This window comes from Lysinibacillus sp. NPDC097231, from assembly GCF_044761885.1.
Lineage (GTDB): Bacteria > Bacillota > Bacilli > Bacillales_A > Planococcaceae > Lysinibacillus.
The window spans coordinates 1-15,020 of sequence record NZ_JBIWDH010000016.1 but is presented as its reverse complement, the minus strand read 5'-3'; the positions used below and the strand labels follow the sequence as shown (position 1 = coordinate 15,020).

Genomic DNA, 15,020 nt, shown 5'->3' with positions numbered 1-15,020 from the left:
ACGTAAAGAAAGTCGAAAACGACGGATAGAATGGCCAAAGTGGCGGATAGAAGACAGAGAGATGGATAGCAAGGCAAAAGCGAAGGATGGACTAGTCAAAGTGACGGAAAGAAAGTCGAAAACGACGGATAGAATAGCCAAAGTGACGGATGGAAGACAAAATGACGGATAGAAAGGCAAAAACGACGGATGGACTAGTCAAAGCGACGGAAAGAAAGTCGAAAACGGCGGATGGAAGACAGAGAGACGGATGTACTAGCCAAAGTGACGGATAGAAAGGCAAAATCGGCGAATAGAAAGTCAAATCGACGGATAGAAGATAGAACGCTGCACAAATCATTGTGCAGCGTACCATCAATCAAATAGATGTTCATAAGGGGAAATGTCAATTTGCATTTCCTCTAATTTTTTGCGTAAAAATTTATGATCACGCTTAGGTGTTGCTTGAATATAACCACGAATAATCAAGTCATGGTTAATGGCAGATGCTTTTTCGTCTAATGCAAGCTCGCCGATTTTGCCAGCTATTTTTTCCTTAGCCACTTGTCTAAATAACTCAGGAACAGGGCTTACCAGTTCATATAAAAGCTCTTTCTCAGGTTGTCCCCATAAATGAATGGTTTTATCTAAATAATACTCTTGCCAATCTAAATCAGATTTACCGTCCTGCTTTGGTAGTGCCTTTAAAAATTTGCGGAACATAAAAAATCCGCCTATCGCCATCAATGAAATGAGTACGACTACCCAAAACAAGATAAACCATAAAAACCAACCTTGTAACAAATCGTTCACCTCTTTGCCTTCTCTCACTCTATTATAAAAGCTAACCTAAAAAAATTCATCCTTAATGTCCCTTTTTTAGCAATAAGTCTGTATATATTTCGTGAAAGGGGGTGACGCTCATGGCAAACGTCAATTTCATAGATGCTACACTACGCTTAAAGTATGTCACTGGATACAATGAACAAAATGAGCCTAAGTTCGCAACTAAATCGTACCGTCATTTAAACAACTCTCATACTGCAGAGAGTTTAGTAGATGTCGCACATGCCATTGCAAGTCTATCTTCATATACACTAGACAGTATTGCAAAACAAGAAACTACAGATTTATCTTAAGGAGGGGAAATGAATGACACAAATTTTAGAGCTGCAATTCGAGACAACAGCAGGGAAAACAACAACGGTTGCGATTGATGCACCAAAGCCAAATGTCACAGCAACCGAAATTCTACAAGTTATGCAAACGATTATTACGGAAAATGTTTTTGAGGGACAAGCTGGTGCTCTGGTTGCAATGAAAGGTGCTCGCCTCATCGATCGACAAGTGACCGAATTTGAATTAGAGATGAATTAACCTAGAAATGGTCTTTGCAGTATTCTGCAAGGGCCATTTTCAGCAATTTTAGTTGATGAATCTGAATATGGAGGTGGAATCTATATGGAACAATGGTTGAACATGATATCGGATATTGGTTTTCCTATTTTAGTGTCGTTTTATTTACTGCACCGAGTAGAGGTTAAACTAGATGCGATTCATGATGCACTTATTTCCTTAAAGTGAAATAAACTTCACAAATATGTACGAAAGCTGTCACTTCGGTGTCCTTGTCAATGTTACCATCGTACGATAGGATGAGGGTAATGCAAGTAGGGAGAGTGTTATGATGAGAAATAAAATAATTGGGCTTGTTTTACTTTTTGCATTTGCAGCAGTGCTCAGTGCTTGTGGAAATACAAAATTTAGAGCAGATTATAGCTTGGAATTACCAGATTTTGAACATGTCAATCAACGTGGTGAAACCGTTTCCTTAGAGAGTTTAAAAGGAAAACCATGGATTGGGATGTATATTTTCACAAATTGTACTTCCATTTGCCCACCCATGTCCTTTAATATGACGCAAGTTCAAGAAAAACTGAAGAAAAAAGGTGTTGAGGACTATAATATTGTTGCGTTTTCAATTGACCCTGACGTCGATAATCCAGCAGTATTAGCTAATTATTTAAGTAAATATAATGTTCCAGATGAATCAAAATGGAACCTTCTTACTGGCTATTCACAAAGTTATATTGAGCAATTCGCTGTAAAATCCACAAAAATAATGGTGAAAGACGATCCTAACAGTGACCAAGTGATTCATGGTAATCAGTTTTTCTTAGTTGATAAGGATGGCGTATTAGTAAAAATGTATAGTGGTTATGCTGAAAATATTGAGGATGTACCGATTGATACAATGGCATCAGATATCGAAACATATATTGATGAAAATTTATAATAATATTGAAGAAAGAGGCTGGGACAGAACCCGATTATTTTGAAAAATAGCGAAAATGGATAATAACTTTTCCGCCTCTCTGAGTTAAATATTCCTTCATAAATCAAAAAAATGTTAGACCGATTGTATCTTGGTCTAACATTTTTTCTTTTTGTCCCAGCCTCTTTTTTATGGAAAATGATCTTTTGCTTATGTAGCTTCGTTTATAGTGTAGAAGGAGGGAGAGATTTTGACTGATGCAGAAAATTTAGAGCAACTCATGGAACTACATACCGAGCAATTATTCCGAATTGCTTTCTACTATACGAAAGATTTACAAATAGCAGAGGATATTGTTCAAGATGTATTTATTAAATTCTATCATCACCAAAAGTATTATGAGGAAAGAGGAGAGATGAAGGCTTATTTAGCACGCATGACCATTAATAAATGTAAGGATTACTTAAAAAGCTGGGCTTATCGAAAAATTACATTTCAGCATAAATTTTTTGCCAAACAAAAAACAGTTTTACAAGATACACTTATTCTTCAAGATGAACAAGCTCTTTTAGATGAAGCCATTTTACGGTTACCAATAAAGCAACGTGAAGCAATTGTCTATTTTTATTTGGAGGATATGACGATCAAGGAGATAGCAGAGCTATTGGCTATTCCTGAGGGTACCGTGAAATCTCGTTTAAAGAAAGGGAAGGAATTATTAAAAATAGACTTACAGCATATTGAATGGGAGGTACTTTTCTATGGATAAGCATACAATGCGTGAATTGAAGGATGTTACAACACATAAAGAAGCAATCATTCAAAAGGTTCGACGACAAATTCAGCAAGAGCCGTATCCATCAAAGCAACTTTGGCCTTATCGTATGATGGCCATCGTAATGACATGCTCTATCTTACTATTTATTGCGTGGCAAGCTTCGAAACCGATTGACCATTTAACGACAGAAATACCACAAGAAGAAAAACAATCCTTTACCGATTTATTTCAAATAGAGGTTGAAGGAAAAGAGACAGCGTTCAGTCAGTATTTTCAAATAGGAGATACACTCAGTCATCGCAAAAAAATCAAATTTTATGCACCGCTTCAAGGTTTTGAGGCCATGCAAGCAGTAGCGACTACAATGGGGGATGCTGTTCATTTAATAGACCCGGAAAATCTTCCATTTAATTCAAATGTACAGGAGGTCTATGCGGTAACATCAGAAATGCCAGATGATAGCTTGCAAAAGCAGATTCAATTTAGTTATAAAGAGAAGTCTCTCACTGGGGTGGATCGGCAATATATTATTTTGACAGTAACAAATGTAAATTATAATCCTTCAACCTATAAAGTTACAGAAGGTATCCAGAACTTTGATGGGGAAATCACGAATGTTGGTTTGAATTTTATGAATCCGTTGTATTATCGGGCGATGACACCAGATAAAGGTTTCGCGTATCTTTACTATAATTATGATGAGGCAGACAAGCGCATATATAGAATGAGTACAAGAGCCAATGAGTTTTTTGCTTATTATAATGGCTATGTATATCAAATAGGATATCAATTAGATGGTGATCAACAGGAGGCTCAAGAAAAAATGGTGAACATCGCAAGGGAATTCATCCCGCATTAAAATTCAACGAAAGCAAAGAAGCAAGGTGGAAGATAAACTGCCTGTAAGTGCCCGATTGATGACGGCTTATAATCAGTTGGGATGAAGAAAACTCTTAGTAAGTTTCACTTTATTTTTGGTAACGACTAGTTACCAAAATTAGACATCCCATTCTGTCTATATTAAAATAGTAGAAAAGAGGATGGGGGATTCAACAATGGCTTTAGCGGAAACGTATTTAAGTGTGATCCAAAAAAGATTTAAAAGTGTCAAAGAGCAAGGTGATAAAACACTTGCTCAATTGGAGGAGGCCCAATTGCACTGGGCGTATAATGAAGATTCAAACAGTATCGCAGTGATTGTGAAGCATGTTAGTGGGAATATGATTTCACGCTGGACCGATTTTTTAACGACGGATGGTGAGAAGCCTACTAGAAATCGAGACGATGAGTTTATGGATAGTCTTCAGACAAAAGAAGCTATCATCTTGGCGTGGGAAAAGGGCTGGCAAGTATTTTTGGATGCTTTAGAGAGCTTAACAGAATCTGATTTGCATGGGCATGTCACAATAAGGGGCGAACAGCTTTCTGTGATAGATGCTATTGAAAGACAAATGGCGCATTATTCCCAGCACGTAGGACAAATCATTTACATTGCTAAACAAGTAACAGGCGCACAGTGGCAAACATTAAGTATCCCAAGAGGTCAATCTCAGGCTTTCACAAATGATATGTTAAAAAAACATCAACAATAAAATTGTAGCCATCTCCTTGTGATGATGGCTTTTTTTGTTGGAAAAAATCTGATGATAGCATGAAGCGCCCCTCTAAAAAGATCCAACTTGACGCAACACTCTGGCCAATTCAGTTTTCTACCAATCACACACCATTCCTTCATTTTAGTAAAGACATAACCTAAAGAGGAGAAAGAGAACCATTATTATTATTATGAAACTAATAGGATTGAAAAACCGTATATTATAATAATTGGTTTATATAGGAAGGGTATTGAGGTAAAGGGAGGTTAATATAATGAAGAAAGGAAGAGTCTATTTAACGCTCTTATTCGGAATAGTTTTCGGGCTCGGCACTTTATTGCTATTTATACATAATGATTTGCAACGTGAAAAGCTTGTAGCTCTTCAACATAGTCAGCAGCAAACGGTTATAAAAGCCTGGTATTTAGCAGATAGCCATAGTAAGGAGCAACGATTGTATCCGCTCAAGCAGTTATTTTATGTTGAACGATTTGAAATTGAAGATACGGCGAGCCTGCAACAAGTGCTAATGACGGGGCAGTATGTAAAGGTAAGCCGCCCTACAAATCAAGAGAGCTTTAAGGATCTGTATATCGTATTTGACAATGGACAGGAATTGGCTTTGAAGCTTATAGAAAATGAGATGGGAATGTATCTTATGGACCAAAAAACCATGAAATACTACGAGCTACAAGACGACAAGGCAATAGAATTCTTACGGCAAATAGATGAAAAGAGTCAATCTTCTCTTTTAATTATTATTATTTATTCAATCTTATATTGGAGTGCTATAGCTATAATTGTGATTAAGATTATGAAGTGTAGAACCAGAAAAGAAGAAGCTGCTTTGATTGAAGAACCTACTGATGAAAATAAAAAGAAGCAAGAAAGGGTTAGTACCATTTTTGTGGCCGCTTTGTCGCTGTCCATTACGATTATTCCTAGCGTTTACGGTGCAAAACATATGCTATTGATCATTAGTATCGTTTTACTTGTTGTGGGCATTCGTGAATGGTATGAGAAGCGGCAACAATTTTGGATGATGATATTGCTATGTATGATCCTTTGTGTCTATTTATACAGTAATCAATTTATTAGCACCTATTTTAACTAATTGAATGAAACTTGGGAAAGTCAATATATTTTAAGATGTGTTTTTATTTTTGTAAAATTTTAGTGATGATTTGTGATTTTAGACATACTTCTTATAGGATAATAGATTTGCTTAGGCTATACTTGCTAATGATAATAGTAGAATAGAGGGAGTCTTATGAGGTTAACGGTAGAACGAAAACTGCAATTTGCTTTTGGTATAGTATTACTATTTTTATTACTGATTACTAGTATTTCGATGTACTATTTGAAAGGTAATAATCACACACTCGAAGAAATAGAAGAAAACACCGAATTAATCAATTTGTATAATGATATTTCCTTCCAAACAGTCCGGGCAAACGCAGCCATTCGAGGGTATATGTTATATGGAAAGAAAGAAATGCTCAAAAATCATCTTGAAATTCGAGATACTTTACATAAATCCATTCGTCGTATTGAAGAACTCGGACATAAAAATGCGGACTTTAAACAGTTTTTAAAGCAGTTAGATGAATGGGAAAAGTCAATAGATGAACAAATTGTACCGCTTTTTCAAAGTGGTGAACAACAGCAAGCACAGCAGCTAGCATTACCAATTTTAGGAGAAGGCTCACAAAAGCTTGTTGTGTTCGGGAAAACAATGGCAACAGCGCAGCAGGATAACATGCAGGCTCATATAGCAGATACAAAGCTAAGTGGAGACAGAAGTGGTAAAGTAATTGCTATTTTAGCAATGGTATCCTTACTAATAAGCATTATTATTGCTACAGCATTTGGCCGAAGAGTAGCGAAAAATATTCAACAAACTGTTGTAGAAATGGACAAATTCTCTGACGGCAATTTACAAACGCATCTTCAATTTAAAACAAAAGATGAGTTTGCGCAGCTGGCAGCTTCCTTTAATTTGATGTCTGAAAAGCTTAGACATACTATGAAACAAGTTGGTAATTCATCTGAACAGGTAGCTGCAACTTCTGAGCAGCTCACAGCGAGTAGTATGGAAGTGACTCAGGCAACAGAAGTTGTCACAGAATCGATCCAAGATATTGCACATGGTATTGAAAAACAGGATACATTGACAGGTGATGTACGAAACTTATCCTCGCACATTTTGAAAAAAATGAATGACATATCAACGAGTATTGATAATGTTAACGATGCCACTGTAGATACCAAAAATATGGCTAGTACAGGGCGTTCCTCAGTTCGTAATGTCATTGAACAGATGAATGAAATTTCGGAAAATACGGCAGAGCTAAGTACACGTGTACACGACTTAGATAAAAATACAGCAGCAATTGTGTCAGCGGTTAATGTTATAAAAAATATTGCGACTCAAACAAACCTATTAGCCATCAATGCCTCTATAGAAGCGGCACGAAGCGGTGAACATGGCAAGGGCTTTGCGGTAGTAGCAGAAGAGGTACGGAAGCTAGCCGATGAATCGAATTTAGCTGCCATAGATATTGAAAAGGTCGTTGCACAAATTACTGAAAGTACAAGAATTATCGAGGAAGACATGATCAATAGTAATGATTCCGTAACAGCTGGTCGTGAAAAAGTAAACGTCGCAAGAGATAATTTCATAAAAATTGACGATGCCATTAATGATGTACAAGCACAGACGGAATCTGTTACAGCGGCGATTCGAGCGATATATCTAGATATTGAAAAACTTGTCAAAGAAATCGACTATATTAGCGAAGTATCCATGAATTCGAGTAGTAATGTTCAAAGCGTTGCCGCATCTTCAGAGCAACAAAATGCAGCGATGGAAGAAGTTGCAGCAGCCTCAACGCATCTTGCCAAAATGGCCATTGATTTACAGGAATCCATTCAAACATTTAAATACTAAAACATAGCTCCTAGTCCTAGCCCCTTTGAATCATAACTAAACATGATGCATAGGGGCTCTAATTTTATATAGGATGATGAAGAAGTGCAAAAAATAAGCTTTTATGAAAGGAGAAATCAAAAAAATGAAAAAAAGAGTTTGAATTTAAGTATTTTGTCCTATAAAAACTATGAGTACATAGAAAGAACCGACTTTATGGAGTCAAAAGGAGAATCTATTTTATGAAACAATTATTTAGTAGTTTTAAAGGCAAGCTTTACACATTATTTGCTCTTATATTATTGATCCCAGTTATTTCTGTAGGGGGGTTATCGTATCTTTCGGCAAAAAGTTCAATAAAAGAAGAAATTCTATTTAGTGCGGATGAAAGTGTAGAGGTTTTAAATAAGCTCATTGATAAAACTATTAGTGAAAAAGTAAACGACATTCATATTTTTAGTGAGGATATCGATTCTTCTATGTATGGACAGAAGGAAACGGGGATAGTAACAAACTTTCATCAATATACGAAGCTGCACCCAGAAGTTTTAAGTATTTATGTCGGAACGAATGAGGGAGCGTTTATTCAAGAACCAAAAATAAATAGCGCGGATTATAATCCCTTGGAGAGAGATTGGTATAAACAAGCTAAAGCATTAAAGGGTAAAACATTAATAACAAATCCTTATATTGATGCCGGTACTGGAGATATGGTCGTAACGGTTGCCCGCCAGGTAAAAGATCAATCTGGAGTAATAGCAGTTGATATAAAATTGACAGACCTTCAAAAAATCGCAGACTCTATTAGTATTGGAAAAAATGGGTATCCTTCTATTTTTGGTGACAATAAAATGATCATTTCACATCCTACTTTAGAGCCAGGAGGAGAATTAAAAGAGAGTTTCCTCGATCAAATATATGAAAGTAAATCTGGAACGTTTGAATATGTCTTTGACGGTGATGACCGTATGATGTTATTTACAACGAATGAATTGACGAACTGGAAAATTACCGGAACAATTTTTTCCAAGGAAATTAATGAAGCAGCATCATCTATTTTATATCATATGTTAACTGTACTAATTGTTGCGATTATAGTAAGTACGATTATTTTCTATTTCATAATGAAGGCAATCATAAAACCAATTAGTTTGCTAAAGGATCGTGCAGTCACAATTAGTAATGGTGACTTAACCGAGAAAGTGACGATTACCTCAAATGATGAGATTGGACAGCTGGGTCAAGCCTTCAACGATATGCAAGAAAGTTTAAGGACACTTATTCAAAAAATAGAACAAAATGCAGAGGAAGTAGCATCATCGGCAGAAGAGCTAACTGCAAATGCTAATCAAACGAGCACTGCCACAGAGAAGGTCGCCATTTCGATTCAAGATGTTGCTTTGAGTGCAGATACCCAAACGACGAGTGCAAACAAGAATGCAGAATCGCTACATGAACTTTCCAAGGCTATTCTTCATATCGCTGAAATTTCGTCTACTGTGACTGATCTTTCACAGCATGCTACGCTACAAGCAGATGAAGGTGGAAAAGCAGTCCAAGATACGAAAGATCAAATGCATTCTATTCATTTATCGGTGACAGATTCAAACACTAAAATTCAAACACTATATGAACGTTCCCTACAAATAACAACTATTTTAGATGTGATTACTAGCATTGCAGATCAGACAAACCTACTTGCTCTCAATGCGGCGATCGAGGCAGCAAGAGCAGGGGAACATGGTAAAGGCTTTGCAGTTGTGGCTGATGAAGTAAGAAAGCTGGCAGAGCAATCACAAGATTCTGCTAAACAAATTTTTGAGCTCATCCAAGGCATTCAGTCTGAAACAGAACAATCTGTCAATATCATGGCAAAAGTTTCAGAAGATGTTCAAAATGGTCTACGGGTATCTGATGAGGCTATAGCAAAGTTCCAAGTGATTATGACAAGCATGAATGAAATTACGCCTAAAATGGAAGAGGTTTCTTCTGCCTCTGAACAAATGTCAGCGAGTGTACAAGAGGTGGCAGCCATTACGGAGGATTTGGCTTTCTCTGCCCAAGGAAATGCTGCTGCTTCAGAGGACGTTGCGGCATCGACAGAGGAGCAATTAGCATCGATGGAAGAAATTAATGCCTCCGCTCAAGCTCTAGCGAATATGGCAGATGAACTTAAACAGTTAATAAGCCAATTTAAATATTAAAACAAAAAAACGCCATTCCATTTGTGGAGTGGCGTTTTTGAAATTATTATCGATCTTCTTCCCAACAATCGGTATTTTTCAATGTTGGAATTGATTTGGCATAAAATACTGGATTTTTGCCAGTTTTCCTTTGCTGTGTAAAGTCGTCTAAAACAAGGAAAGCGATTTTGCCAAGAATCATGATGATCGCAATATTGATTAAAGCCATTAGCCCCATAAACAGGTCGGCTAAGTTCCAAACAAGTTGTACTTGTGCGATGGAACCAAACATTACCATGCCAAGCACTAAAATCCGGTAAACAACCATCCATCCTTTATGGGCATTCATGAATTCAATATTGGATTCTCCATAATAGTAGTTACCAACAATTGAACTAAAAGCAAAGAAGATAATTGAAATAGCGATAAAGTAAGGGGCCCAATCTCCAACATGAACGGCTAGGGAGTTTTGCGTAAGAATAATCCCATTGCTTTCACCTGTTTCATATAGACCAGCTAAAATAATGATAAACGCTGTTGCTGTACAAATCATAATCGTATCAAAAAAGACACCTAAGCTTTGCACGAGCCCTTGCTTTGCTGGATGAGAAGTGTTAGCAGTAGCAGCAGCGTTTGGCACGCTACCCATCCCTGCCTCATTAGAAAATAAACCACGACGGACACCTTGCATAATGGCAGCGCCTATCGCTCCTCCGGCAGCTTCACGAAGACCGAATGCTTGACTGAAAATCAGCTCGAAAACAGTAGGGATTTCCGATAGATTCGTTACAACAACGTAAAAAGCGACAAGTAAATAGAAAATAGCCATTACTGGTACAAGTACTTGTGTGACTTTTACAATTCTATGTACCCCACCAAAAATAATCATGGCTGTTATTACTACGAGTATCACTCCAATGACAGCAGGGTGTATATTAAATGCTTCACCATCAGAAGTAGCAATTGTATTAGACTGTACGGCATTAAAAATAAAGCCAAAGCTTAATGTTAATAGAATACTAAAAATAATGCCTAGTTTACGTTTTCCTAATGCCTTTTCCATGTAGTAGGCTGGTCCACCTCGGAATGTATCGCCATCCTTCACCTTGTATACCTGTGCTAAAGTACTTTCAATAAACGCAGTCGCCATGCCTAGGATAGCAATCATCCACATCCAAAATATTGCACCGGGACCACCGACACCAATGGCTAAGGCAACACCAGTGATATTCCCAGTACCCACACGGGACGCTGCGCTAATTGTAAAGGCTTGGAACGGGGAAACACCAGACTCGCCCTCTCTTTTTTCAACGATTAATCGAAACATCTCAGGGAAAAGTCGAACTTGGACAAATTTTGTGCCAAATGAAAAATACAATCCTGCAACTAATAACAATACAATAAGAATATATGTCCATAAAATATTATTAGTGTTATCTACAATATTCGAAATCCATTCCATTAGTCTTCCTCCTTTCACAGTACGTTTTAGTCTACACTGATTTTTTATTAAAAATCAACTTTTTGAAAATAGTGAATTTTAACAAGTATCTGCCTATATCTCGGTTTGATACCTTGATTACGGCAAGAAAAAACTATTTTTAAAATAAAAAAACTGCCCCTTAATGTTAGCGGTAAAACTAACATTGAGGGGCAGTTCAAAAATAAAAAATTAGGATAGATTTAGCTATACAACTGTATTACTTAAGACTGTTACGAAACCGTTGTTAGTCGCAGTATTAATTAATTGATTAATAGATTCAAGTGCTTTATCAGTGAATAAATACCATTTATCTGCAGTCACATCATGAATTAATACTTCTGGATATCCTTTCAATAGTTCAGCTGGGAAGGCATTGTTTAAAGAATAAAGATCAAACTGTTGAATACTTTTATTGTCATAACTCATAAAATCATATTGTCCAAGTTTATAATAGGAACCAGGATTGTCTATATTAGTTTGCCATGAATAGTTAGTAGGAGCATCAACTATGCTTCCTTTATTTTCAATGAAAACCTTATATAAGGCTTTATTATAGGCGTTCCCTTGGATTTGCTGTATGACCCCACCCATTATCATGTGGTATTCATCTTGAATTGCTTTTACTTTTACATTGTCAATCACCAATGGCTCAGTATCCACTGTTACTGCGGAGTGCTGATAATTGACCTGACAACCAAAGGTCTCTGCAATAAATCGAATAGGAACAAATAGTCTATTATTCTTTAAATATGGTTGGACATCAAGTAACTCTGTTTTACCGTTTTTGAGGACAGTGTTGCTATTCGCTTTTAACGCTATCTGCATGTTGTTATTAGTTAATGTTACTTTTGAATCGGTCCAATTTACAGCTGCTCCCAAATTTTCACTGATAACACGTAATGGCACCATTGTTCGATTATTCTTAACTTCTGGTGCCACATCTGTAGTAATGGCAACTCCATCGATCTTAATAGTACTATGTGCTGCATATGCAGGTAGAGAAGTCAGCATAAGTATCATAACAAGGAAAATTCCTGAAAAAATCTTTTTCATTATGTAACAGCTCCTTTTTATTAAAGTAAATATCTATCATTGGTAAATATTCCTAACCCCTATTAATATAGCAAAAGATCTTCTTTTAAACAATTTTCGAAGTAGAAATACATATAATGAATTAAATGGAAAAGTGTTTAAGGAGGAGTCTAATATGGGATTTTACTTTCTTTTGTATTGGCATTTATTGATAATGATTATGTTGCTTATGTTATTTTCTGGCGTTATCACCTTATTATATCCTCAGTTTTCATCTACTATTGTTTTGATCGTTAGTGGTCTAATTGGCTTTGTGTATTCTATATTAATAGAGATTAAGGACTCTAGTTTCTTGTTCATCAGCATAAATCTTATTGTTACGGTCATTCCCATTTTATTAATGAGGTATTTGCTATTTTTGAAAAGAAAGGCTGAAGAAATGGAAAGGGGATTTGAAGGAGTTAGTAAAGAATAATTGTATCTTTTTGAAAATTCCTTCATTTATGTGGGATATTAGTATAATAATAGAATGAGAGGAGGAGATGGCATGAAAACAATTGGCATGATTGGTGGTATGAGCTGGGAGTCATCTGCGGAGTATTATCGTCTGATGAATGAAGGGGTAAAGCATCGATTAGGAGGCTTACATTCTGCAAAATGTATTTTATATAGTGTAGATTTTCAAGAAATTGAGCATTATCAAGCTTCAGGCGAATGGGAAAATGCTGGACAAGTACTTGCAGAGGCAGCGCAATCCCTAGAAAAAGCAGGGGCGGATTTTATTGTAATTTGTACAAATACGATGCACAAAGTCATTGATGTAATAGAGTCCAATATCACGATTCCTGTTTTACATATTGCAGATGCAACGGCTGCTCAAATTACAGAGGTTGGTTTACAGAAGGTTGCTCTACTTGGGACTACGTATACAATGGAGCAGGATTTTTATAAAGGACGAATAGAAGGGTTTGGCATTGATGTTATTGTTCCGAATCACAACGAACGGACTGAGGTAAATCGAATCATCTATGAAGAATTATGTTTAGGCAGAATCGAGCCAGTTTCAAAAGAGTACTATGTACAGGTGATTGACAAGCTAGTGGAATCAGGGGCACAGGGCATTATTCTTGGCTGTACAGAGATAGGCTTACTAATCAAACAAGACGATGTTAAAGTTCCTGTTTTTGATACAACTGTTATTCATGCACAAGCTGCTGTTAATGTGTCCATTCATGAGGGGGAGTAAAATGCCAAGGAAAGTACGGGAAATAGGCTTCAATGTTGGAACGTTACCAGTAGGTGAAAAAAATTGTATTACCGATGTGCCAGGTGTGCGTGTTGGGCATGTAACGCTTGATGAAAAATTGAATGCAGACGGGGACTATGCATGTACAGGCGTAACTGCGATTCTGCCACATGAAGGTAACTTGTTCCAGCAAAAAGTCACTGCCGCAAGCTACGTGTTAAATGGTTTTGGTAAATCGACAGGGCTTGTTCAGGTGAATGAGCTTGGTGTCATTGAATCACCAATTATGCTAACGAATACATTCGGCGTTCCAGCTGTCACACAGGGAACGCTGCAGTATATGCTCGATACGAATAGTGACATAGGTTATACAACAGGTACTATTAACATCGTAGTTGGGGAATGTAATGATAGCTATTTAAATTCAATCCGAGCATGTCCCGTAACACCTGGGCATGCTGTTGAGGCGATTCTTACTGCATCTAATGACATTGCTGATGAGGGGGCAGTTGGTGCCGGAAAAGGAATGATATGCTTTGGCTACAAAGGTGGAATCGGTTCATCTTCCCGAATTGTGACACATGAATCAACAAACTATACAGTAGGAAGTATGGTCCTTAGTAATTTTGGACATAGCTCAGAATTTTCAGCACATCGATATCTCATCTCAAATGTTCAAAGTGAATCGGCATTATCTCCTACAGATGGCTCCATTATTATCGTACTTGCCACAGATGCGCCGCTTAGCAGTCGTCAACTAACACGTGTCATCAAACGCTGTGGTATCGGTCTTGGACGCACAGGCAGTCATTTTTCACATGGTAGTGGGGATATTGTCATCGGCTTTACGACAGCTCATCACATCCCACATACCACAGAGCAGCTTGTCGAAACACGTACACAGCTACGTGAGGATCATCCAATCATGAACCAATTATTTGCAGCTGCGGCAGAAGCAACAGAGGAAGCAATTTTAAATTCACTATCTCAGGCACAGACGACGGTTGGTCGAGAAGGTCATAAAGTGGAAGCCTATCAATTTTAAGCGATGATATTGCTTGTTCAGCTTTCTAAAAGTGATGTGTGAATAAGTTAACGTATGCAACATTCGATGAAATAATAGAGCAGGTTAATTTTAGCCCACTTCAACCAAATGAAAAACAAATACCTCAAAAGTTTATTGTCAATCAACACATGAATATGGCGTTCTTTATGTAGAAGTCGATTGGAACGAAGGGCGGTGACTCCTGGAAGCGGGAAAGTCAGGATCCTGGACTGAGCGGATGATTTCTGAACAAAAGCGAAGGAAGCAGCCTACCCCCGCCCTCGGCAAGCTTCCGTCCGAAGTGAAACGTCATTATCTCCATTTTATTGTAAAAACAAAAAGGCAAACTCGATATTTTTTGGATTTATCTACAGTCTGTAGAGGCTGGGACAAAACCTCAAGAATTAACAAAGAAGCCCGGGGAATTTTACGATCAGTAAAATTCCCCGGGCTTTGTATTTGAACATATAAATTT

General features: G+C 37.2%; 17 protein-coding genes. 14 read left to right on the top strand and 3 right to left on the bottom strand.

Annotation, left to right across the window (positions count from 1 at the left end; translation table 11 throughout):
* Positions 1 to 354: 354 nt before the first annotated feature.
* Positions 355 to 783, bottom strand: a complete 429-nt coding sequence (locus ACIQXF_RS11275) for a DUF2621 domain-containing protein (RefSeq protein ID WP_402783033.1) — start codon at positions 781 to 783, stop codon at positions 355 to 357.
* A 119-nt stretch (positions 784 to 902) separates the two neighbouring features.
* On the opposite strand from ACIQXF_RS11275, the gene ACIQXF_RS11270 reads away from it, so the two are divergent.
* The 10 genes from ACIQXF_RS11270 (at position 903) to ACIQXF_RS11225 (ending at position 9,760) form a co-directional block, all read left to right on the top strand.
* Positions 903 to 1,118, top strand: coding sequence for a DUF1659 domain-containing protein (locus tag ACIQXF_RS11270; protein ID WP_402782856.1), 216 nt, complete (start codon positions 903 to 905; stop codon positions 1,116 to 1,118).
* Between the two features lie 13 nt (positions 1,119 to 1,131).
* Positions 1,132 to 1,356 (top strand): DUF2922 domain-containing protein, encoded by a 225-nt coding sequence (locus tag ACIQXF_RS11265; protein WP_402782854.1) that lies wholly within the window; start codon positions 1,132 to 1,134, stop codon positions 1,354 to 1,356.
* Between the two features lie 84 nt (positions 1,357 to 1,440).
* Positions 1,441 to 1,563: a YvrJ family protein gene (locus ACIQXF_RS11260; protein ID WP_402782852.1), complete on the top strand. Its 123-nt coding sequence runs from the start codon at positions 1,441 to 1,443 to the stop codon at positions 1,561 to 1,563.
* Between the two features lie 103 nt (positions 1,564 to 1,666).
* Positions 1,667 to 2,275 carry an SCO family protein gene (locus ACIQXF_RS11255; protein WP_402783031.1) on the top strand — a complete coding sequence of 203 codons (609 nt, stop codon included), beginning with the start codon at positions 1,667 to 1,669 and terminating at the stop codon, positions 2,273 to 2,275.
* Positions 2,276 to 2,504: 229 nt separating this feature from the next.
* Entirely contained in the window at positions 2,505 to 3,023 is a 519-nt protein-coding gene (locus ACIQXF_RS11250; RefSeq protein WP_402782850.1) for an RNA polymerase sigma factor, read from the top strand.
* Positions 3,016 to 3,891, top strand: coding sequence for a hypothetical protein (locus tag ACIQXF_RS11245; protein ID WP_402782848.1), 876 nt, complete (start codon positions 3,016 to 3,018; stop codon positions 3,889 to 3,891). The genes ACIQXF_RS11250 and ACIQXF_RS11245 overlap by 8 nt, the downstream gene beginning before the upstream one ends.
* Before the next feature lie 196 nt (positions 3,892 to 4,087).
* A complete protein-coding gene (locus tag ACIQXF_RS11240) occupies positions 4,088 to 4,624 on the top strand; it encodes a DUF1572 family protein (protein WP_402782846.1) in 537 nt (178 codons plus the stop codon).
* Between the two features lie 277 nt (positions 4,625 to 4,901).
* Positions 4,902 to 5,741, top strand: coding sequence for a hypothetical protein (locus ACIQXF_RS11235; RefSeq protein WP_402782844.1), 840 nt, complete (start codon positions 4,902 to 4,904; stop codon positions 5,739 to 5,741).
* Between the two features lie 156 nt (positions 5,742 to 5,897).
* Positions 5,898 to 7,577: a methyl-accepting chemotaxis protein gene (locus ACIQXF_RS11230; protein ID WP_402782843.1), complete on the top strand. Its 1,680-nt coding sequence runs from the start codon at positions 5,898 to 5,900 to the stop codon at positions 7,575 to 7,577.
* Between the two features lie 221 nt (positions 7,578 to 7,798).
* Complete coding sequence (locus ACIQXF_RS11225; RefSeq protein ID WP_402782841.1) at positions 7,799 to 9,760, top strand: methyl-accepting chemotaxis protein; 1,962 nt, start codon at positions 7,799 to 7,801, stop codon at positions 9,758 to 9,760.
* 46 nt (positions 9,761 to 9,806) lie between these two features.
* Here the strand turns inward: ACIQXF_RS11225 and ACIQXF_RS11220 are convergent, their stop codons facing one another.
* The gene (locus ACIQXF_RS11220; RefSeq protein WP_402782839.1) at positions 9,807 to 11,201 is read right to left on the bottom strand and encodes an alanine/glycine:cation symporter family protein; all 1,395 of its coding nucleotides are present in this window, start codon (positions 11,199 to 11,201) and stop codon (positions 9,807 to 9,809) included.
* 225 nt (positions 11,202 to 11,426) lie between these two features.
* The gene (locus tag ACIQXF_RS11215; RefSeq protein WP_402782837.1) at positions 11,427 to 12,275 is read right to left on the bottom strand and encodes a copper amine oxidase N-terminal domain-containing protein; all 849 of its coding nucleotides are present in this window, start codon (positions 12,273 to 12,275) and stop codon (positions 11,427 to 11,429) included.
* Between the two features lie 154 nt (positions 12,276 to 12,429).
* Here ACIQXF_RS11215 and ACIQXF_RS11210 point away from each other — a divergent pair, with 154 nt between their 5' ends.
* The 4 genes from ACIQXF_RS11210 to ACIQXF_RS11195 all read left to right on the top strand — a co-directional run bounded on the left by ACIQXF_RS11210 (position 12,430) and on the right by ACIQXF_RS11195 (position 14,718).
* Complete coding sequence (locus ACIQXF_RS11210) at positions 12,430 to 12,729, top strand: hypothetical protein (RefSeq protein ID WP_402782835.1); 300 nt, start codon at positions 12,430 to 12,432, stop codon at positions 12,727 to 12,729.
* Positions 12,730 to 12,801: 72 nt separating this feature from the next.
* Entirely contained in the window at positions 12,802 to 13,500 is a 699-nt protein-coding gene (locus ACIQXF_RS11205) for an aspartate/glutamate racemase family protein (protein ID WP_402782833.1), read from the top strand.
* A gap of 1 nt (position 13,501) precedes the next feature.
* The gene (locus ACIQXF_RS11200) at positions 13,502 to 14,545 is read left to right on the top strand and encodes a DmpA family aminopeptidase (RefSeq protein ID WP_402782831.1); all 1,044 of its coding nucleotides are present in this window, start codon (positions 13,502 to 13,504) and stop codon (positions 14,543 to 14,545) included.
* A gap of 38 nt (positions 14,546 to 14,583) precedes the next feature.
* Complete coding sequence (locus ACIQXF_RS11195) at positions 14,584 to 14,718, top strand: hypothetical protein (protein ID WP_402782829.1); 135 nt, start codon at positions 14,584 to 14,586, stop codon at positions 14,716 to 14,718.
* Positions 14,719 to 15,020 lie beyond the last annotated feature (302 nt).